At 47.3% G+C, this 20,088-nt stretch carries 17 protein-coding genes and 1 pseudogene; 8 read left to right on the top strand and 10 right to left on the bottom strand.

Annotated features, from left to right (window positions below; all coding sequences use genetic code 11):
• The first annotated feature begins 5 nt into the window (after positions 1 to 5).
• Positions 6 to 784: pseudogene (locus ZMOB_RS10540) on the top strand (IS5 family transposase).
• 137 nt (positions 785 to 921) lie between these two features.
• Here the strand turns inward: ZMOB_RS10540 and ZMOB_RS00380 are convergent.
• Positions 922 to 1,941 carry a helix-turn-helix domain-containing protein gene (locus ZMOB_RS00380; protein WP_012816881.1) on the bottom strand — a complete coding sequence of 340 codons (1,020 nt, stop codon included), beginning with the start codon at positions 1,939 to 1,941 and terminating at the stop codon, positions 922 to 924.
• 265 nt (positions 1,942 to 2,206) lie between these two features.
• Between ZMOB_RS00380 and ZMOB_RS00375 the strand changes: the two genes are divergently transcribed.
• Positions 2,207 to 2,455, top strand: a complete 249-nt coding sequence (locus ZMOB_RS00375; RefSeq protein ID WP_011241716.1) for an acyl carrier protein — start codon at positions 2,207 to 2,209, stop codon at positions 2,453 to 2,455.
• Positions 2,456 to 2,516: 61 nt separating this feature from the next.
• Entirely contained in the window at positions 2,517 to 3,728 is a 1,212-nt protein-coding gene (gene spt / locus ZMOB_RS00370) for a serine palmitoyltransferase (RefSeq protein ID WP_014500316.1), read from the top strand.
• Positions 3,729 to 3,857: 129 nt separating this feature from the next.
• On the opposite strand, the gene cobA is transcribed toward spt, so the two are convergent.
• The gene (cobA, locus tag ZMOB_RS00365; protein ID WP_014500315.1) at positions 3,858 to 4,724 is read right to left on the bottom strand and encodes a uroporphyrinogen-III C-methyltransferase; all 867 of its coding nucleotides are present in this window, start codon (positions 4,722 to 4,724) and stop codon (positions 3,858 to 3,860) included.
• 232 nt (positions 4,725 to 4,956) lie between these two features.
• On the opposite strand from cobA, the gene astD reads away from it, so the two are divergent.
• Entirely contained in the window at positions 4,957 to 6,366 is a 1,410-nt protein-coding gene (astD, locus tag ZMOB_RS00360; protein ID WP_014500314.1) for a succinylglutamate-semialdehyde dehydrogenase, read from the top strand.
• A 49-nt stretch (positions 6,367 to 6,415) separates the two neighbouring features.
• Here the strand turns inward: astD and ZMOB_RS00355 are convergent, their stop codons facing one another.
• Positions 6,416 to 8,026, bottom strand: a complete 1,611-nt coding sequence (locus tag ZMOB_RS00355; protein ID WP_014500313.1) for an amidohydrolase — start codon at positions 8,024 to 8,026, stop codon at positions 6,416 to 6,418.
• A gap of 327 nt (positions 8,027 to 8,353) precedes the next feature.
• On the opposite strand from ZMOB_RS00355, the gene ZMOB_RS00350 reads away from it, so the two are divergent.
• Positions 8,354 to 9,592 carry a threonine ammonia-lyase gene (locus ZMOB_RS00350; protein WP_011241080.1) on the top strand — a complete coding sequence of 413 codons (1,239 nt, stop codon included), beginning with the start codon at positions 8,354 to 8,356 and terminating at the stop codon, positions 9,590 to 9,592.
• 32 nt (positions 9,593 to 9,624) lie between these two features.
• Positions 9,625 to 9,864, top strand: coding sequence for a hypothetical protein (locus tag ZMOB_RS00345; protein WP_011241081.1), 240 nt, complete (start codon positions 9,625 to 9,627; stop codon positions 9,862 to 9,864).
• Between the two features lie 204 nt (positions 9,865 to 10,068).
• Here the strand turns inward: ZMOB_RS00345 and mltG are convergent, their stop codons facing one another.
• The 3 genes from mltG to ZMOB_RS00325 all read right to left on the bottom strand — a co-directional run bounded on the left by mltG (position 10,069) and on the right by ZMOB_RS00325 (position 12,762).
• On the bottom strand, positions 10,069 to 11,040 hold the full coding sequence (gene mltG, locus ZMOB_RS00335; protein ID WP_014500312.1) for an endolytic transglycosylase MltG: 972 nt from the start codon (positions 11,038 to 11,040) through the stop codon (positions 10,069 to 10,071).
• 33 nt (positions 11,041 to 11,073) lie between these two features.
• Complete coding sequence (fabF, locus tag ZMOB_RS00330; RefSeq protein WP_011241083.1) at positions 11,074 to 12,336, bottom strand: beta-ketoacyl-ACP synthase II; 1,263 nt, start codon at positions 12,334 to 12,336, stop codon at positions 11,074 to 11,076.
• A gap of 189 nt (positions 12,337 to 12,525) precedes the next feature.
• The gene (locus ZMOB_RS00325; RefSeq protein WP_011241084.1) at positions 12,526 to 12,762 is read right to left on the bottom strand and encodes an acyl carrier protein; all 237 of its coding nucleotides are present in this window, start codon (positions 12,760 to 12,762) and stop codon (positions 12,526 to 12,528) included.
• 556 nt (positions 12,763 to 13,318) lie between these two features.
• Here ZMOB_RS00325 and ZMOB_RS00320 point away from each other — a divergent pair.
• Entirely contained in the window at positions 13,319 to 14,443 is a 1,125-nt protein-coding gene (locus ZMOB_RS00320; protein WP_011241085.1) for a LacI family DNA-binding transcriptional regulator, read from the top strand.
• Positions 14,444 to 14,465: 22 nt separating this feature from the next.
• Here ZMOB_RS00320 and ZMOB_RS00315 read toward each other — a convergent pair whose 3' ends face one another.
• From ZMOB_RS00315 to ZMOB_RS00305, 3 genes are read right to left on the bottom strand one after another with little or no spacing between them, the layout of a single operon-like run.
• A complete protein-coding gene (locus tag ZMOB_RS00315; RefSeq protein WP_014500310.1) occupies positions 14,466 to 15,908 on the bottom strand; it encodes a cytochrome c in 1,443 nt (480 codons plus the stop codon).
• Complete coding sequence (locus tag ZMOB_RS00310) at positions 15,901 to 17,538, bottom strand: GMC family oxidoreductase (protein ID WP_011241087.1); 1,638 nt, start codon at positions 17,536 to 17,538, stop codon at positions 15,901 to 15,903. The genes ZMOB_RS00315 and ZMOB_RS00310 overlap by 8 nt, the downstream gene beginning before the upstream one ends.
• 18 nt (positions 17,539 to 17,556) lie before the next feature.
• A complete protein-coding gene (locus tag ZMOB_RS00305) occupies positions 17,557 to 18,153 on the bottom strand; it encodes a sorbitol dehydrogenase family protein (RefSeq protein WP_012816874.1) in 597 nt (198 codons plus the stop codon).
• 405 nt (positions 18,154 to 18,558) lie between these two features.
• Here ZMOB_RS00305 and ZMOB_RS00300 point away from each other — a divergent pair, with 405 nt between their 5' ends.
• A complete protein-coding gene (locus tag ZMOB_RS00300) occupies positions 18,559 to 19,680 on the top strand; it encodes an MFS transporter (protein WP_014500309.1) in 1,122 nt (373 codons plus the stop codon).
• A 108-nt stretch (positions 19,681 to 19,788) separates the two neighbouring features.
• Here the strand turns inward: ZMOB_RS00300 and ZMOB_RS00295 are convergent, their stop codons facing one another.
• Positions 19,789 to 20,037, bottom strand: coding sequence for a GlsB/YeaQ/YmgE family stress response membrane protein (locus ZMOB_RS00295; RefSeq protein WP_011241091.1), 249 nt, complete (start codon positions 20,035 to 20,037; stop codon positions 19,789 to 19,791).
• Between the last annotated feature and the right edge of the window lie 51 nt (positions 20,038 to 20,088).

Below are 20,088 nucleotides of genomic sequence, written 5' to 3'. Positions count from 1 at the left end.
ATAGGATGCGAGGAGATCTGACGGACGCGGAGTGGGAGATAATACAGGGTCTTCTTCCAAGCGAACGAGGCCGCTGCGCGCGTCCCGCCAAAAGTAATCGGTTATTTCTCAATGGTATGCTTTATGTGCTTCGAACAGGCTGCCCGTGGCGAGATATGCATGAACGTTATGGGAAATGGAATTCGGTCTATGTTCGGTTTCGTAGGTGGGCAGAACAGGGTGTGTGGGACGCTCTTCTTGAAACTCTCGTTGACCTTGGCCTGACAGATGACTGGCAACATATGATAGATAGTACGATTATTCGCGCCCACAGCCAAGCGGCTGGCGCAAAAGGGGGACGTATAAGGAAGGCTTTGGTCGCAGTCGCGGAGGCTTTACGAGCAAGATCCACGCCCGTTCCGATGGTCAAGGCCGCCCTCTAGCTTTCGCACTAACCGGTGGTGAGGTCTCTGATTATTCTGGCGCTGATAGCTTGATAGATATCCCTGTCACAACACCCCACTGTTTTCTCGCTGATAAAGGATATGATAGCGATAGGTTACGCGAAAAACTGCTTTTTCGAGGCATTCTTCCTGTTATCCCGCCTCGTTCCAATCGAAAAAAGCCTATTCCTTATAATCTCCAGCACTACAAAGATCGTAATCGTATTGAGCGGATGTTTAATAAGCTAAAGCAGTTCAGGCGCATTGCCACACGCTATGACAAAACCAGAAAATCTTTTCTCGCCTTCCTTCATCTCGCGGCCGTAAAATTGTGGTTACCTTCCTTTGTCAACAAAACCTAGAGGGCCATCAACACCTTATAAAGAATATTAAGGACGCACTTAGACCCTTTGAAATTAGAGATGCAGATCTACAATGATTTTATAAAAAAGCCCGCATCATGCGGGCTTTTTTAGTGGGTAGAGTTTTATAGGTTATTTTAAAGCGCGCGCATGACAAGGCTGATTGAGGCAGCAAGATAAGGAATCATGGCATCCATCGCCATATCTGACAGCTGGATAAAGACGCGGCGGCCATCGCGAGGATCGGCGATACGGACGAAGATTTTTTCTTCCGTCAATGATTTGATCCAGCGCAAGGCTGTGGTTGGCGGCACGGCGGAAGCGATACACAAGCTGGAAACCGAGACTTGGCGGCCTTCTAATCGGGCAGCCGTCAGGTCTAGCAGCATATCCCAAGCCGGATCCGCGAAAAGCGAAGCCGAGAAATACTGATCCCGCAAGCGGCGTGAACGGATGATAGCCCGAACCACAGCGGCATTGATATTGATCTTCTTTTGTTCGGGTTGTGCTTCGGTCGTGACAACCCCATTGCTACGGCTTTCCCCGTTAAAAGAAGAGGGCAGCGCGTAATTCATCTTGGCATTTTCTTCACTGGATAATGATTCCAGCATTCTGGCAATGCGGCTGACTTCTTCGCTGATCGTTTTTAACGGTGGTCTTCTTGTGTCGGAAACCACATCATGCAGAGTTAAAGAAAGAGGACGAACCGCCTTTTTTAAAGCAGGGAGCCAACTTTTTTCATCGCCGCCGACCAGTAACTGTACATCCGTTTCAAAGAAACGGTTATAGGCCATATCGATAAACGCCAAGGGGATATTCAAAACCACCCCGATAACGTCATAAGACAATCTGGCAAGAACCGCATCCATCAGTTCATCGGCTAGTTTTTCATCTTGAAGCGATGTCATATCAAGCAAAATAGCATCCCCCGCCATGCCATTTCGCAAAACTTCTACCGCTTCATCCATCGGAAACATACGGGTTGTAAAACCCATATGGGTAACGGAATTTTCTAATTCCGTTTGCCGCTCGGCATCCGAGGCAATCACCAAAATCTGGGGCGCCGTTTTATAAAGCAAAGCGCCTTGGCTCTTTTGCACATTGCCCAGATTATAGAAAGAAGGATTGGTGCTTGCGGATTTTTCCAGTCCCACCATCGCGTATACTCCCTGTTTAGACATGCTCTCGCTATTACTCGTGATGTCGATGTCTGTAGGCTATCTTCTCTGTCAAAGCGGAGCATTCCTAGATTAACCAACTCCATAACGGAGACATATTTTTGCCCATGTTAGCGCCTTATATGTGGAGCATACCCATGGGGGTGCTGTTTTTCCCGAATAAAGACAGGAAAAAAAAATATTTTAGTTTAATACCTTTAATTACGTAACAAATGCGCTTTTGTTGAGTGAAGGGATATCAATTATGACTGAAAATAAGGCTATTTGGCAGCAGACTGTCGCGCTTATCGAACCGTTCAACAAAAAAGCGGTTCCTTTGACCGAAGAGACCAGCTTTGCGACTGGCCTTGAATGGGACAGTTTGACGGTTATGGATTTCGTTGCTGCCGTTGAAGATGAGTTCGATATTTCGATTTCGATGAATTTACAGGCTGAAATTGAAACTGTCGGCCAGCTTGTGGCGGTAATTGAAAAGCTGGTAAACGAAAAATAATCGATATTCCCAAAGAGATAGGCGGTTGATACCGTCTGAAAAGAATAAGAATTGAAAGTATGTGCAGGTGACTGATCTTTTTTCAAAATTTGACCCGCTGATTGCTATCCGTAAGGAAATGTTAAGTCATGGCGGCCGTGATCCTTTTGCCGTGGTGATGGAAAAGGTATTATCCCCGACAAAGGCCATTATTAAAGGGAAGCCGGTTATCCTGCTTGGCACCTATAACTATATGGGGATGACTTTTGACCCCGACGTTATTGCTGCCGGTGAAAAGGCATTAAAAGAATTCGGCGCAGGCACCACCGGTTCTCGCGTTTTAAATGGCACCTATCAGGGGCATAAGGCCTGTGAAGAAGCCTTGAAAGACTATTACGGTATGGAACATGCCATGGTCTTTTCAACCGGATATCAGGCCAATCTTGGTATGATTTCAACTTTGGCGGGTAAAGGCGAATATGTCATTATCGACGCCGATAGCCATGCTTCGATTTATGATGGCTGCCGTCTTGGCAATGCGGAAATCATCCGTTTTCGTCACAATTCTCCCGAAGATCTTGATCGTCGTCTTGCCCGTTTACCCAAAGAAGCAGGCAAACTCGTTGTTTTGGAAGGCGTTTATTCAATGCTGGGCGATATTGCGCCTTTGGCAGAGATGGTTGCCATCGCCAAAAAGCACGATGCCTTGATTCTTGATGATGAAGCCCATGGTATGGGATTCTTTGGGAAAAACGGCCGTGGTGTCTTTGAAGAATTGGGGCTTGAAGGTCAGATTGACTTTATCGTCGGCACTTTTTCAAAATCTGTTGGCACTGTTGGCGGTTTCTGTGTTTCCAACCATCCTCAATTTGAAGTGCTGCGATTGGTATGCCGTCCTTATGTCTTTACGGCGTCTTTGCCGCCAAGTGTGGTCGCTACCGCAGAGGCTTCTATCCGCAAACTTCAAAAGGCCAATGACAAGCGGGAACATCTTTGGAAGAACTCCCGTCGTTTGCATAGCGGCCTGAAGGAAATGGGTTTCAATCTGGGAACGGAAACAGCTCAATCTGCAATTATTGCGGTCATCCTGCCGGATCAGGAACAAGCCGTTGCCATGTGGCAAAATCTGCTTGAGCTGGGTCTTTATGTCAATCTGGCACGCCCACCGGCAACGCCTGCCGGTATGTTCTTGCTGCGTTGTTCGCTTTGTGCCGAGCATAGCGACGATGATGTCACTGAAATTCTGGCGATGTTTAAAAAAGCCGGTCAAGCAACTGGCGTTTTGGCGGCCTGAGTTCCTTTGTGATATTAAAAAATCTTCCGGTCAAAAGACTTGGCCGGAAGATTTTTTATCAATTGCAGCGTTATTTTGAATTTTAAATAAAGGCGTTAACGTCTGATTTTCTGATAAAAGAAAAAGCCGTTAATCGGCCATAGCGTCCAGTTCTTCGTAATCCTGATGCAGTGTATTTTTGGGTTTAGCGAATAAAGCGACATCCCCGACGATTAAAATAGCGGGCCCGACAACTTTTTCATTTTGAATCGTATTTTCAAGATTGATAAGCACAGAGCGTATAATACGGCTGTCCTTGCACGTCCCGCGCTCGATAATTACAACGGGGATATGGCTGTCTATGCCTTCATGGATCAAGCATTGCGTGATAAAACGCGCTTTTTTGATGTCCATATAAACGACCAAGGTATGCCCCGATCCAGCAAGGCCTTTCCAATTCACCGAAGAAGCGGTTTCCTGTTCCGGTGTGGAAACAAAGCTGACGACATCCGATAAGCCCCGATGAGTCAGCGGCAACATCGCATCAGCCGCACAACCCAAAGCCGCAGAAACCCCCGGCACCACTTCCACCGGCATACCGGCTGCCCGAACAGCCTCAACCTCTTCCCCGCCCCGACCGAAAACAAAAGGGTCACCCCCTTTCAGGCGAACCACAATCGAACCGGTTCGGACATGCGCGATTACCAAAGCGTTAATTTCGCCCTGTGTTAAAGGTTGCCGTTCGTTCTTTTCCCCTTCACTCTCGGAACAGACCGAAATTGCCTGTGCCGTTTTCGGAATATAGGTAAGAATACCTTCGTCTATTTCCGCATCATAGACTACAACATCCGCTTGCCGAAGCACCTCAACAGCACGCAAGGTCAGTAGTTCGGGGTTGCCGGGGCCGGCACCCACAAGAATAACCCGCCCTCGGGCATCTGGATCGAGCAAATTCGTCATAACACTATCTTTTTGTCTGTTTTCACGACCTTTGGGCAAATCATCTTTGCTTTCCATGCCGTTAGGGAAACTTTACGCCTTGGGCAGGCAAGATGAATGATGGGGTGGCCAGTCGCGAAAAACAATCATCCTTCCTAAAATTTATTATCGTTGTTTACTCCGGAATAAATCCAAAGCTTTATTGATTGTCTGATTTTCTGCTTTGCGATAGCCTGAACAAAAGCATTCGAGCGTTCTTTTCAGTAAAGAGCAAGGCTTTTAAGAAAAAATGAGGAAGAGGGGATATAAAATGTCAGAGATGATTATTTCGACTGATCCAGTGACGGGTCAAATACTATGGCAAGGTTCAGTGGGGGATGTTGATCAAGCCGTCAGCCGCGCCCGTTCTGTTTTGAGCGGATGGGCGAAAACGGCTTTAGAAGACCGGATTGTTATTTTAGAACGTTTTGCCGCGATTATTCGCGAAAAAGCTGATATTTTCGGCAGTATTATCGCGAGAGAAACCGGTAAACCTTTTTGGGAAGCGAAAACCGAAGCCCAGATCGTTGCCAATAAGGTCGATATATCTATTCTCGCCTATAAAGACCGCAGTTATCCAGTCGCTTTGCCGGATATCGCGCCCAATATTAAAAGCGGAATTAGTTATAAGCCGCATGGTGTTTTGGCGGTATTAGGCCCGTTTAATTTTCCGGCACATCTGCCAAATGGTCATATTGTTCCGGCCTTGATTGCCGGTAATGTCATTATTTTCAAACCATCGGAAAAAACGCCTGCCTCCGGCGAATTTCTGGTGCAATGTTATCATGAAGCCGGTGTGCCAAAAGAGGTCGTTCAATTACTGATTGGTGGACGGGCTGAAGGTGAAGCCTTGAGCCGCCATAATGGTATTGATGGCTTGTTATTTACCGGATCTTCGCAAGGCGGCGTTGCTTTAAGCCGCGTTTTTGCCGAAAATCCCGGGCGGATTTTGGCCTTGGAAATGGGCGGGAACAATCCGCTGGTAATCTGGAATAGCGAGGATATTGAATCCGCAGCGGCTATTGCTGTTCAATCCGCTTATTTATCAGCGGGGCAGCGTTGCACCTGTGCGCGCCGGTTGATTGTAGAGGATGGCAAACATCAGCCTTTATTAGACGCTATTCAGCGGTTAATTGGGCGGTTGATTATTGACCAGCCTTTTGCTGATCCCCAGCCTTTTATGGGATCAGTGATTGACAATGCCGCCGCCGATCATGCTGAAAAAGCCTATAATGATCTGGTTGCGAATGGTGCCAAAATACTCCATCCGTTACAGCGTCTTGAGCAAGACAAGCCTTTTTTGACCCCTGCCCTGTTAGATATGACCGATTGTGCCGACAAGGTGGATGAAGAAATCTTTGCGCCTGTCTTGAAAGTTATTCGCGTATCCGATTTTGAGGCTGCCATTAAAGAAGCCAATAATACCCGATTTGGATTGTCGGCGGCTTTGGTCGATGATTCCCCAGAAGATTTTATGCGCTTCCGTGATGAAGTGCGGGCGGGTGTTATTAACTGGAACCGTCCTACCAATGGCGCGCCATCAACGGCTCCCTTTGGTGGGGTCGGTTTATCCGGCAACCATCGTCCAAGCGCTTATTTTGCTGCGGATTATTGTGCTTATCCGGTGACCTCTACCGAGGCATTGAAGCCTGATACGCGTATCACGGTTGGTTTAAAATAAAGCCTGTAAAGATATGCTGCCAATTTGATATTGGCAGCATCCTTGCCTTTTATTTGTTAGAATTTTGTGACCATGCTTGTCGGCCGCCAACCCATGTTTCCAAGATTTTGGTCTGGCGTAAAGCGTTGTTATCAACCGTCAGCGGGTCACGATCGACAAAGATAAAATCAGCATAATAACCCGCCATTAGTCGCCCAACCTGCTTTTCCGAAAAAGAGGCATAGGCCGGTTGAATGGTATAATAGGCGAAAAGGCTTTCGCGATTGATCTTTTTGTCTTTTTGATCGGGATGACTGTCTTGGCGATCAAGAATATCAGCCATCGTTTCAAAGGGTGAAGCTGAAATAGCCCCGAAGGTCACCGGAACTGAGTGATCAATCAGAGTATCCCATGCCTCTATTTCTGAAAGTCGGTTCGCGCCTATCCGCTGTTCGATCACGGATTTATCCGTAAAATAGCTGGAAGGCTGCATCGAGACGACTAAATCATATTTCGACAGTCGTTTAAAATCTTCGCTGTCGATAAGGCTGGCATCTTCCATCCGCCAACGCCGATCGCCTTTATAGCTTTCGGATAATTCATCAATCGCATTTAAAAGCTGGTTATTGGCAGCATCGCCGGAGGCCTGAACCGCAACCTGAAAACCATCCATCGCGGCGCGGCTCATTAGATTGCGTAATTTGGCATCGTTAAGATTATCGCTGCCTTGCTGATTACTATCGGCATAAGCTTGTTTCAGCCACGCATGACGCGAAACGATATTCCCATCAATCGAGAAGGTCACGCCGCTCATCGAGAGGTGACCATTATATAATAAAGCTGTCGGATATTTGCCGGCGATGGATAGTAAGGGTTCCAATCCTTGGGCATAGGATTTTATTCGTAGGCGCAGCCTCCCCATATCCCCCATACGGCGCATAATATTCCAGTCGTCAACCGAGCTTCCCATATCCGTGACTGTGGTAATGCCGCGTTCGAGAAATATCTTTTGCGCTTTTAGAAAAGCAGCATCGCGATCAACCGGCTGTAACGGTGGAATGGCCTGTTTCATCCGCGTGATAGAATCCCCTGTCAGGATACCGATGGGGCTGCTTTTATCTGCATTTTGAGCCGGTTTGATTTGGGCTTTTTCCAAAGCGAGACTATTCGCCCATCCGATATCGCCATCAGAACGCAACAACCAAACAGGACGGTCATTCACGATTTTATCAATATCGCTGGCCTGTGGCATGGTCGGGCTATGCCATATTTGTTCATTCCAACCGCTGCCTAAAATCCAGCGAGCAGAAGGATGCTCATCCGCAAATTTTTTCAGTTTTTCTTGCGCTTCCGCCAAGGAATGGCTGTCGGAAAGATCCAGTTCTAAAGCCTGCTCTCCTAAAGCCATGACATGGCTATGTGCCTCAACAAAGCCAGGAATAAGCGTTTTATTTTGCCCATTGAGATAAAAATCAGGCGAAGATGGCCTTTTGTCATTTTTACTGAGTAGTTTGACAACCTTGCCTTCGCGGTCAATCTGGAGGCCGTTAAAGCGATAAGGATGCCCTTTATTATCAAATGTTATACCGTTAACCTGATCTATCAGACCGTCAGCATAGGCGGGTAAAGCGAAAAAAGTGGACAGACCTGCCATTAATGCCAGCGTTTTTACTATTTTCAACGCAGATTTCTCCTGAATATCTCGGGTGAGCGGCTCTTTTGAAAAAGACTATTCTTCTATTTTATGCCGGATAAAAAGCCGTCAAAAGGAATAAAGTTGAGATGTGGTATTTCGATGATAGCGGAAAGAAATCTTTCATCCGGTGAGATAAATTTCCCGATCACTTTCGTGAAATAAGATTATGTCGGTAACTTGCCTGCCTTCTGTTATGTAAGAATCTACCCTATTTTTTTAAGAGGTAGGGGTATAGAGGTAGAGAATACTATCTGTTTTAGATTAAAAGTAATAACGCCGGAAAAACGTTATTGCCCAGACGCAGGATAAAGCATGGTAAGCTTGGATAATCCAGAGACTCTTCCCGTTTCACTTGATGATATCAAACAGGCGCATCAACGCATTAAGAATGCCATTATTAGAACCCCGACCCTTTACAGTCGGACTTTGTCTGACCTGATTGGTGCCGGTGTCTGGCTGAAATTTGAAAATTTCCAGTTTACCGCCGCCTATAAAGAACGGGGTGCGTTAAATAAATTATTGTCGCTGGACAAGGTTGCCCGCGAAAGAGGGGTTATCGCCGCTTCGGCCGGAAATCATGCCCAAGGTCTCGCCTATCACGGGAATCGTTTAGATATTCCGGTCACGATCGTGATGCCTGTCCATACCCCGACGGTAAAAGTCGAGCAGACCCGTGGACATGGTGCGAATATCGTCCTTTATGGCGAACAATTCGATGAATCCCTTGCCCATGCGTTAGAATTGGCTGAAAAAGACAATCTGACCTTTGTCCATCCTTTCAATGATCCAGCTATTATTGCCGGTCAGGGCACGGTTGCTCTTGAAATGTTGGAAGATGCCCCAGCGATTGACACTCTGGTTGTGCCAGTGGGTGGTGGCGGCCTGATTTCAGGCTGTGCTGTGGTTGCCAAAAACGCAGATCGGCCTTTGGATGTTATTGGTGCCGAAGCCGAGCTTTATCCTTCGATGTATGATTATATCAAAGGGAAAAATCTGCCTTGCGGTGGGGATACTCTGGCAGAAGGGATCGCGGTTCAGGTTCCCGGGCAGTTAACTCGCCGTTTTGTTGAAGCCTTGGTCGATGATATTTTGCTGGTCAGTGAAAGCAATATCGAACATGCTTTGTCTTTGATTGTTCAGATTGAAAAGACGATTGTTGAAGGGGCTGGCGCGGCTGGTTTGGGGGCGTTGCTATCGCATCCCGAACGATTCCAAGGCAGACAGGTAGGCATTATCTTTTCTGGCGGTAATATCGACACCCGCTTGTTAGCCAATGTTCTGTTGCGTGACTTGGCTCGTTCTGGTCGTTTGGCGCGGTTGCGGGTCAGAATGAAAGATCAAGCAGGTCAGCTTTACAAAGTAGCGCGTGTTTTTCATGATCAGCAGGCGAATATTGTCGAAATTTCTTATCAGCGCATCTTTACAACCCTGCCCGCTAAGGGATTATGTGCCGATATTGAATGTGAAACGCGCGATCAGGCTCATTTGCGGCATTTAATCGATGCTTTACGTGAAGCGGGTTATGGTGTGACCTTGATTGAACCGGCCTGATATCGGCTATTTTAGAAATAGGGATAAGATTTATGGGTAAAATGCTCCTTTTAGGAAGCGCGGCTTCTTTCGTTGCGCATCGTGTTGCCAAACGCCAGCGGCGTGGTCTGGCCTCGGCCATTGTCTCAACGACCTTGGTGCCGAGCTTGGCGGCAGCGGGTGGTATGATGTTGGGAGCGGCATCTTCCGGTATTGTCGCCCAGCTTAAAAAAGGAGCGGAAACCCGCCCGATTACCAGCCGTTTGGCAAAGCTGAAAAACCTTCGGAAATAATACTGAATATTTTTTTAGAGTTTTCGGTAGAGAAAAGGCGCTATTTCGATAGCGTCTTTTTTTTGTGCTTTTTTACGCAATAGCGAAAGAAAACCCTGTTTTAAAAAGATTTCTGAGGTAATTTTTTCAAAAAATCTGCGGCGAAAAGACGAAATCAAGAGATTGTTTTTTCGGGTTTTCGAAAGAATTAAGTAATCGGAGAAATCAGTTTTTCTTTGAAGCGTAATAGTCGCGGACATGACGGTTTTGATCTTCCAAATTATTGGAAAAGATATGGCCGCCTCTGCCATTTGCTACAAAATAGAGCGCTTCGCTTTTGGCGGGATGCAAAACAGCTTCAATAGACTGCCGCCCCGGATTGGTGATGGCTCCCTTAGGAAGGCCAGTCATCTGATAGGTATTGTAATCGTTATGCGCCTGTAATTCCGAACGCAAGATAGGATGCCCCAAAGGATAGCCGTGCGTAATCGGATAAATGATAGTCGGATCAGCTTGTAACCGCATATTTTTGGCAAGGCGATTATAATAGACTGCCGCGACAATCGGGCGTTCTTCAGGAAGCGCCGTTTCTTTTTCAACAATAGAGGCGAGAATAATCGCTTCCTTAGGCGTTTTAACCTGTGCCAAAGGTGATTTTTCGCTCCATAATTTATGAAGCATTTTCTGCATTGCAGCCTGCATTCTGGCGATCACAAGCGACCGTTTTTCACCCGGCGTAAAAGAATAACCGTCTGGTAGTAAGCTGCCTTCTTCGGGAACAGCGATTTCCCCCGTCAAAAGGGGTTCTGCCATCAGTCGGTCATGCACTTCCAAAGAAGGCATCCCTTCTGGAACGACAAAGATATGCCGCACATTGGGCCCATGAGAAAGAAGGTCTATGACCTGACTTAGAGAACGAGATGCACCGATACGGTAATCCCCTGCCCGTAACATAAAAGCAGGTTTGCTATGAAGCAGCCACAAAAAGACATTCTCAGAGCGGATAACGCCTGCCTCTTTTAAGATGCGGGCTGCTTTACCAAAAGAACTGCCTTCGGGGATGGTGACGACCAATTCTTTGTTATTGGGGGTCACCATTGCCCGATTAAAAGCAATGCCGCCTAGAAACACCAGAGCAAGTAACAGAAAGAGAAGCAAGCGACCAAGCCAACGGCTGGGCGGCTTTTGTCCGCTCATTCTGTCTTGCCGGTGAAAAAGGCGGCACATAATTTAGTCTACAGCTTTGAAGATCAAGCTGGCATTGGTTCCACCAAAACCAAAGCTGTTATTCAAAACGGCCTTGATTGAGCGTTTTTTTGGAACATTGGGCACCAGATCAAAGCCAGCTAAGCCATCGCTCGGATTTTCGAGGTTGATGGTCGGAGGCGCAATCTGATCACGCATCGCCAACAGGCAGAAAATCGTTTCAACAGCCCCTGCACCGCCCAATAAATGGCCGATGGCAGATTTCGTTGAACTCATTGACATATTTTTAATGTCATCCCCAAACAACCGGCGAACGGCGTTGGCTTCGATTTCATCGCCCATGGGCGTCGAGGTGCCATGTGCATTGATATAATCAATATCAGCGGTGGTAAGATTGGCCTGCTCAAGCGCCATTTTCATGGAGCGATAGGCACCATCACCATCTGGCTGGGGAGCGGTCACATGATACGCATCACCCGTCATGCCATAGCCGATAATTTCGCCGTAAATTTTGGCTCCACGTGCCTTGGCATGTTCATATTCTTCGAGAATAATAATACCGGCACCATCACCCATGACAAAACCGTCGCGGCCTTTGTCATATGGACGGGAAGCTTTTTCGGGCGTGTCGTTATGCCCCGTTGAAAGAGCATGTGCCTGTGAGAATCCGGCGATACCGAGAGGGCAAATAGCCGATTCAGAACCCCCTGCAACCATCACATCGGCATAGCCCATGCGAATCATCCAGCTGGCATCGCCAATGGAATGACAACCGGAAGAGCAAGCCGTGACGACAGCGTGGTTAGGCCCTTTCAGGCCATAGCGGATAGAAACCTGTCCAGCCGTCAGATTGATAAGGCTGGCATGCACGAAATGAGGCGAAACGCGGCGGGGCCCTTTTTCATGGCAGATGATGGATTCTTTTTCGATACGGGGTAAACCACCGATACCAGCGCCGATAGAAAGACCCGTTCTGAGTTTTTCTTCTTCGCTCATATCCATGAGACCGGCATCTTCCAAAGCCTGTCCAGCGGCATCAATGCCATAGATAATGAAGGGTTCGACCTGTCTTATCGTCTTGCTGTCAACGCGTTTGGACGGATCAAAGCCATATTCATGGTCGGCCGGTTTAACTTCACAAGCAACCGTACAAGCAAAACCTTCCGGATCGAAACGCGTGATACGCCCAGCACCGGACTTTGAGGCCAGAATATTCGACCATGTTGTTTCGACATCGCCACCCAGCGAAGTCACCATTCCCAAGCCGGTAGCGACTACACGACGCATATTACTTTTCTCCCCTTGACAGAATGCCTTCAGCATTATGCCGCATGACACCCCTCCTTCGATTTCTTAAGACAAGACGTGAATATAGACAATTTTATTCTTAATAGAAGGTAGAGGCAAAAGATAATAGAATAAACAGAGATAAAAACAGGATCGGAGGATAAACGCCGATCCTGTTTTTAGGATTAATTAAGCCTTGTGCTCGTCGATATAGCTGACGGCATCTTTGACCGTACCGATTTTTTCTACGGAATCGTCAGGAATTTCAACGCCGAATTCTTCTTCGAAAGCCATAACCAATTCGATGATGTCGAGGCTGTCGGCACCCAGATCGTCAAGGAAGCTGGCATTTTCAACAACTTTGTCGGGTTCAACGCCGAGATGTTCGACAACAATCTTCTTGATGCGCTCTGCAGTATCGCTCATTTTTTAACCTTTCACTTCACTAAGAACCGGAGTCTTGCATTTTCCTGAAAAGTAAGACAATCCGAAAAAAATCTGAACACAAGCAAAACCGTCTGCTGTTTCTTTTGTCCGTTTTTGCGGGACGGAAAAAACGAAGGCGGGCTTATCTATAAATAACATTCATGCCCCTAGCGGGGCATAGGCGCGCTTGGCAAGAGGGGAGATTGCCTTTATTCTGTTTTTGAAAATCATGGAAGGCTATATTCAGCTTTCTTTATTCAGACAAGACGGCATTCTCGATGAATATTTTTGTCTGAAATCCGTGACCGGAATGATATTAAAAAACAGGGTTGAATAGTGTTATTTTCTTTCTATTGATTTTCTCTCTCGCCAAAAGCTAAAAATTAAATATAAATGTTTGTTAACCGATTAACACATATAAAATGAAAATAACGGGATAATTGTTGAAATCTAGCTTTTACAACTGCATCATTCAGGTGTTTCTTAAAAGTTTTGCTCTTTTTTGTCAAAATATTGCCCTTGAAACCCAAAAAGTGATGCGGAAGGATAATTTATTGTGACTTCCCGCTCTAAAAATGACAGCGTTTACCAAGCTGCAAAAACCACAGATTCTGCCTCTGGCACCTGTAAACGGATGCCAATGGTTACTATCCGTGATGTAGCCGCCATGTCGGGGGCTTCGATCAAAACCGTGTCACGCGTTTTGAATAACGAACCCAATGTCAGGCCGGAAATGCGTGAACGGGTTTTACAAGCAGCCCATAAACTGAATTATCATCCCAATATGGCCGCAAGAAGTCTGGCAGGTCGCCAATCTTATATGATCGGCCTGTTTTACGAAAACCCAAGTCCGAATTATGTCGTTAATATCCAGACCGGTGCTTTAGACCGTTTACGCGGCGAGCCTTATCGTCTGTTGATGTTTCCGGTTGAAAATTTCAAAGAATTTCATGGCAAAATGATTGCCATTATTCGCAGTTCTGGTCTGGCCGGTGTGATTTTAACCCCGCCTTTGTCCAATGATCCCGAAATTATGGATGAATTGGATCAAAGCGGCGTTCCCTATGTCCGCGTGGCAGGCACCGAGCCACGCCCCGGTTCGCCTTGTGTCGCCATCAAGGATATGATCGCCGCCAGAGAGATGACCCGTTATCTGTTAGGTCTGGGGCATCGACGGATTGCTTTTTTACGAGGCAATCCAGTCCATCCGGCCAGTAACGCCCGTTTTGAAGGCTATTGTTATGCTTTGCAAAGCGCCGGTATCCCGATTGATCCCGATCTGGTGATTGCGGGTGATTTCCGTTTCGCCAGTGGTTTGGAAGCAGCACGGAAAATATTTGCCCTGAACCCACGACCAACTGCCGTCTTTTCATCCAATGACGACATGGCCGCCGGTATTGTTCAGGCTGCCCATGAGCATGGGATTGCAGTGCCGCGTCAATTATCGGTAGTTGGTTTCGATGATAGTCAGCTGGCTTCTATTGTTTGGCCACGGATTACAACGATGCGCCAGCCGATATCGGCCATGGCTTATACCGCGACCGATATTATCCTTAATCTGTTGGAAAATGGTTGGAATACCGAAGAAATCAGGAATGTCGAACTCGATCATGCCTTGATTATTCGAGATTCTGCGGGCCCGCCCTTTCTAGCTAATGTGGCAGAGAAGGAAGACGCCTAGGCGTCTTCCCGTCAGCGACCTGTCAGCTCTGCGCGCTTTTCCTGTCTGTTTTTTTGAAAAAACGGTAAATGAGCGAAAGAACAAGCAGGAAGCCCAAGCCGCCTGTCAGCATCAGCACCGAAATATAGCGAACCAAAAATGGTTTTGCGCCGCCTTGCCGAATGGTTGCAATATCGGCCGCTTTTAAATGGGCATCACCCCGTCCAAAACGTCCGGTAACATAATTGGCAAGGCTGGCGATGTCTTTATCGGAGAGGTGCTGCACCAGTGATTTATCCCCAAAAGAAGGCATAAACACTTCCTGCCCGTCTATTTTACGCTGCACGCCGTTTAGAATAGTCATCACCAGATTATTGGCTTGAGCTGATCCGATCACGCTATTGTTATATAAAGAAGGAATATGCTGATCGGGGCTGCCATTGCCATCACCGCCATGACAACTGGCGCAGTTATTGTCATAAACCGCAGCACCATCCATAGCTATCGGGCGATCAACCCGAATGGTTTCGCCACTTCTAAGATCAGTTGTCACTACAGGGGCGCTATATTGATCGCGTGGACGTGAATCATGGCGATCATTGATAGCGGGAACCTGTTTGATATAGCGCGCCAGATCGTGCAAATCTTGATCGCTGAGATGACTTAGGCTGTTGCTGACAGCTTCGGCCATGCCGCCCCCTGCCCGTGCTTTTCCAGTGACTTTTCCGGTTTTGAAATAAGTGACTAGCTCTTCTTCGCTCCAATGACCGATGCCGCTATTCAGGCTGGAGGTGATATTGGGCGCATACCATCCCCCTAGAGGGCTGCCACCGAGATAACCGGATTTTTTTTCAGCCATCAAAAAATTGCGAGGCGAATGGCAGGTGCTGCAATGTTCAAGCGTATCTGCGAGATAGCGGCCTCTTTCTAAACCAGACAAATGCTCGAAATCAGTTTTGGCAGGCTTGTCATTCAAGAACAGAAGATTCCAGCCCATCATCAAAGCGCGGATATTGAAAGGAAAGTCCAGTTTTGTCGGCTGGTTCTTTTGTAAAACCGGCGTAACCGATTTCATAAAATAGAGATAAAGTGCGTGGATGTCTGCCTTGTTAAGGCCAGCATAAGCCGTATAGGGCATGGCCGGATAAAGATGGCCACCGTCTTTTCGGATACCGCGTTGCAACGCACGGGCAAAATCATCTTCGCTATAGTGACCTATGCCGGTTTCATTATCCGGTGTGATATTGGTTGAAAGGATGTCCCCCATAGGTGAAGTGATCGCAAGGCCACCTGCAAAAGCCTTGCCATTAGGGGCGGTATGACAAGCGACGCAATCCGCTGCTTTGGCTAGATATTCGCCTTTTTGAAGAAGGTCGCTAGTATCCGTGGTTGCTGCATAGGACGCCGCCGACATGACCAAGCCGAAGCCTGTTGTTATCGCCCATATATGCCGGAATTGGGCGAAGAAAGAGCGTGTTTTAGCCATGATATATCTCTTTTTTCAGCGTATCGGCTACCCGTAACGCCAAGGCAGCCACGGTCAGGGTAATGTTACCCGTTCCCATAGAAGCGAATACGCCGGAACTGGCGATAAACAGATTTTCGTGGTCATGTGTCCGGTTATATCCGTCAACGACAGAATCTTTGGGATCATGCCCCATGATGGTGCTGCCCGCTGGATGGTCTTGGGGAAAATAGCCCGGCGTCCAGCGTGGATCAGAGCCTTTCATCAGCCCCATGATTTCCCTAAATACCTTGCGGGAGTGATCGCAGCTTCTCACCGTATAATCCGGCAATTTATAATAAACTTCGGGATGGGGAATCCCGAGAACGTCTTTATGGGTTTTGCTGAGCGTTAAACGGTTATCGGGATCCGGCATCCCTTCATTATGGCTGAACAAACGCACCAGATGTGATGCCCCATAGCGGATTTCATCTTCGAGGTCTTTACCGACATAGCCTTTGTCGATGGCTAAAGCCGTGGCGAGGTCGATCTGGTTATCATCCACCATATGCACCAGATAAGCACCCCTTTCATTCCGCCATGATCCATCTCGGAAGCTGTCGATGACATTGGTTTCGAGAGGCCCTCTGCCACACCAAAGAGAATCCAGACCGCTCATGAAAGTGACCTGCACGCCGGTATGATCCATCATATTCCGGCCTACTTGATCCGAACTATTGGCGATGCCGTTTGGATTTTTTTCATCGGCAGAAAGGAGCAATAATTTGGCGGATTCGATGCAATGCGCCGCGATAACAAAAATACGTCCCGTGACCTTATGACTGTGTTTGTCAGGGTCATAATAGTGAACAGCCGTGACCTTTTTATTAGAGGTATCGGTTTCGATTTTATAAACCACGGCATTGTCAATAAAGCGCGCCCCTGCGGCTTCGGCATGAAGCACGGTATGAATACCGTTATACATCGCACCGATAGGGCAAAGCGGCATACAGTTATTATTGCCTTCGCAGACCGGACGATTGTCATAGCGGCGGGTATTCCGCGCCTGTGGTTCATGCACCACACGATAGGCTGTGCGGTTATCAATCAGTTTTTTAAACTGTTCTGCCGCATAGGAAAGCGGCAAGGCTTCCATCGGATAAGGTTGGCGGCGGGGTGAGCCAAGGTCTTCAACCTTGGGATCAGGCCCGCAAACGCCCATCATGCTTTCGGCCTGATAGTAAAAAGGCTCGAGATCATCATATTTTAACGCCCAGTCGCGCCCTACCCCATAGCGTGACCGTAATTCAAAATCAGAGGGCAGATAACGCCATGCGCAGGCTGACCAATGCCATGTTGTGCCGCCAAGAATACGGAGATAGCTTTGCTGATAGGCCTGTGCATCGGGGCCGGTGGTATGGAGATAAGCGTTAGGGGTGCTTTGGTCGGGCGGATGCATTGACCAAGGGGATGGCGGATAAGGCTCGTCATATTTGTTTTTATTGACCGTATTTCGGCAATTATCGAGGATATGTTGCCTGTCAATACGGGGCCCTGCCTCAAGGACGATGACCGATGCCCCTGTACTCGCCAATTCTTTGGCGATGCTGCTACCGGCGACACCGGAACCGACAATCACAATATCGGCAGAAAGATCGTTGCTGGATGTCATCTGTTATACCTTCTGCTTTTATTGTCCCAGAGTTTCGGGAACGTCCGGCTGCATAGCGGGCTGTGCTTTGGGAAGGGGCACTTCTGGCGGGCGCGTTGTCCAATAGAATAAATCGCCATTGGCATAGGTTTTGGGATAGAGAATATTACGGGTCAGAGAAAACATCATGGCCGAACGGTAAACGACGACTTTGTTATCGACGATACCGCGATACCATCCGTGTAGAATATCCCTGATAAGTGGTGGTGCATCTGGATTTTCTTTGACCGCTTCTTTGACGAAGTGATTAGCATTATCCCATGTCTGCCGATTGAAAAGAGCAAGAAGCTGATCAAGCTGTGTCCGGCGTTTTGGATTATTGTCGGTTAATTTAGAAAAAAGCGCTTTGCCAAGCACCGGATCAAGCGTTTTCCGATCTGTCAGACAAAGCGATAATTTCATAAAATGAAGAACATCCGCAGACGAAAGCGGAGAAGATGAGGCGTTAGAAGCGATATCCGCCGTCACCGAAAGAGCGACAACAGATAATCCGGTTGTCAAAATATGGCGGCGGCACCAAGGAAAAGAAAAAAAGGCCGAAATCGGCCTGCCTTTCGGAGGAGAAGAGCCCATCATCAAGAACACCCTACAGCTTGATCCCTTTGAATATCGTGCAGATCGATATCAAAGGTTGTTTATTATATTTTACTTTTTAACGTTTATCTTTCGAAATATTTCCATCGCATTGCACCAAAGATGAATTTTTATTTATCATTTTATAAAATTATCTTTTGAGGCTTGTTTTTATAGCTTGGAATGTCGATGGCTGAAAAAGGCTAATGATCGGGAATGAAGCTTTTTCCGATTTAGGAGATGTGAGGCCTTTATATCCAAAAGGCAGTTACCCTATCGCCTTTTTATTCAAGGCGTGCTTTCAGAAGATAGGGACAAAAGAAGCGAGATTCTTTTAACGGGGCTTCCTATCCATTCATAAAAATGACGGCGTAAAAAATAATAACAAAAATATTTTGAGGATTTGCCATGGAAAATGCGAGGAACGGGACGGCGGCGATATTCTTTCTTTTAGGATGCGCCATTGCGACATGGGGGGCGTTAATTCCTTTTGTCAAAATCCATACGGCTATTTCTGACGGACAGCTTGGTTATCTGCTTTTATGTTTGGGATTAGGAGCGCTGTTCTCTTTGCCTTTAGCGGGCAGTATGGCGAACCGCTTTGGGTGTCGTGCAGTTATTACGACAGGCGTGATTATTACCGCGATAGCGGTCCCTTTTCTGGCGACTTTATCCTCCGCCATCCTTTTGGGAGGCAGTCTATTGATCGTTGGGGCATCGGTCGGTGCCATTGATGCCGCCATGAATATTCAATCGGTTATTGTCGAGAAACGCGCTCAGCGTCCCCTTATTTCAGGCTTTCATGCCTTATATAGCATTGGTGGCGCAGCGGGGTCAGCCGGATTGGCCTTGGTCTTTTCCAAATCCTTTAGTCCGCTTACGGCTGGTATGATGGCTTCGGCCTTGCTTCTTTTGATTTTAGCGATCTTCTGGAAGGATTTACTGCCTGATAAAGGCGAACCCGGTAGTGCGGCAGGTATTGCTATACCGAAAGGCATGGTTTGGATTTTGAGCATTATCTGTTGCATTGCTTTTCTGGCGGAAGGCGCTGTGCTTGATTGGGGCGGTGTTTTCCTCACTTCGATCAGGAAATTACCACCGGAACAAGCCGGTTGGGGCTATGCCGGTTATGCAACAATGATGACAACGGGACGGTTATTCGGGAACAAAATTATTGCCAAATTAGGCAATGTTAAAACGGTTTTTTTCGGTAGCCTTTTGGCTATGGCGGGTTATTTGGCGGTTATTTTTATACCTTACACCCCCGCGACTTTCATTGGTTATGCCTTAATCGGTTTGGGATGTGCCGATATCGTTCCGGTTGTGTATAGTGTTGCCGGACGGCAAAATGTGATGCCGAGCCATCTCGCGATCTCAGCGGTGACCACCATTGGCTATATGGGTGTTTTGGCGGGCCCGATTGCCATTGGTTTTATTGCCAATGTTGTGGGTTTAAAAATATCATTTTTCTTGATCGCAGCTTTGTTGGCTGGTGTTGCTGTCTTTTCCAAAAAAATGGCCGTGCAATAAATATATTTTAGGGTGAGGCCGTGTTTTCAGCCTCACCCTTTCAAGTCCAAAATAAGCATCCAGATATCAGGCTATTTGAGCCATCCTGACCTGAAAGATCACATGGGGTCAGTTGCGTGATTTAAAGAAATTGATCACCGCCAACAAAATAACGGCACCGATCAATGAGACCAGAAAACTTTGCAGGGTCAGGCCGACATCGCCAATATCACCACGGTTGAAGATAAAGCCCCCCAAAGAAGCCCCGACAACACCGATAATAATATTAAGAAAAACGCCGCTGCCGCTGCCTTTCATAATAAGTCCAGCGAGCCATCCAATAATACCGCCGACGATAAGCCAAGAAATGAGCCCCATTACCAAACTCCCTTAAAAAAAGAATTGTCAATATTTGTGTATAAAACGCCT

The sequence above is a fragment of the Zymomonas mobilis subsp. mobilis ATCC 10988 genome (assembly GCF_000175255.2).
Lineage (GTDB): Bacteria > Pseudomonadota > Alphaproteobacteria > Sphingomonadales > Sphingomonadaceae > Zymomonas > Zymomonas mobilis.
This window is presented reverse-complemented; position numbering and strand designations above follow the sequence as displayed.

Coding starts and splice junctions, on each gene's coding strand:
- ZMOB_RS00380 (WP_012816881.1), bottom strand. CDS start 1,941: ATGGTGGGACTGGAAAAATCCGCAAGCACCAATCCTTCTTTCTATAAT.
- ZMOB_RS00375 (WP_011241716.1), top strand. CDS start 2,207: ATGACTGAAAATAAGGCTATTTGGCAGCAGACTGTCGCGCTTATCGAA.
- cobA (WP_014500315.1), bottom strand. CDS start 4,724: ATGGAAAGCAAAGATGATTTGCCCAAAGGTCGTGAAAACAGACAAAAA.
- astD (WP_014500314.1), top strand. CDS start 4,957: ATGTCAGAGATGATTATTTCGACTGATCCAGTGACGGGTCAAATACTA.
- ZMOB_RS00350 (WP_011241080.1), top strand. CDS start 8,354: ATGGTAAGCTTGGATAATCCAGAGACTCTTCCCGTTTCACTTGATGAT.
- ZMOB_RS00345 (WP_011241081.1), top strand. CDS start 9,625: ATGGGTAAAATGCTCCTTTTAGGAAGCGCGGCTTCTTTCGTTGCGCAT.
- mltG (WP_014500312.1), bottom strand. CDS start 11,040: ATGAGCGGACAAAAGCCGCCCAGCCGTTGGCTTGGTCGCTTGCTTCTC.
- fabF (WP_011241083.1), bottom strand. CDS start 12,336: ATGCGTCGTGTAGTCGCTACCGGCTTGGGAATGGTGACTTCGCTGGGT.
- ZMOB_RS00325 (WP_011241084.1), bottom strand. CDS start 12,762: ATGAGCGATACTGCAGAGCGCATCAAGAAGATTGTTGTCGAACATCTC.
- ZMOB_RS00315 (WP_014500310.1), bottom strand. CDS start 15,908: ATGGCTAAAACACGCTCTTTCTTCGCCCAATTCCGGCATATATGGGCG.
- ZMOB_RS00310 (WP_011241087.1), bottom strand. CDS start 17,538: ATGACATCCAGCAACGATCTTTCTGCCGATATTGTGATTGTCGGTTCC.
- ZMOB_RS00305 (WP_012816874.1), bottom strand. CDS start 18,153: ATGATGGGCTCTTCTCCTCCGAAAGGCAGGCCGATTTCGGCCTTTTTT.
- ZMOB_RS00300 (WP_014500309.1), top strand. CDS start 18,559: ATGGAAAATGCGAGGAACGGGACGGCGGCGATATTCTTTCTTTTAGGA.
- ZMOB_RS00295 (WP_011241091.1), bottom strand. CDS start 20,037: ATGGGGCTCATTTCTTGGCTTATCGTCGGCGGTATTATTGGATGGCTC.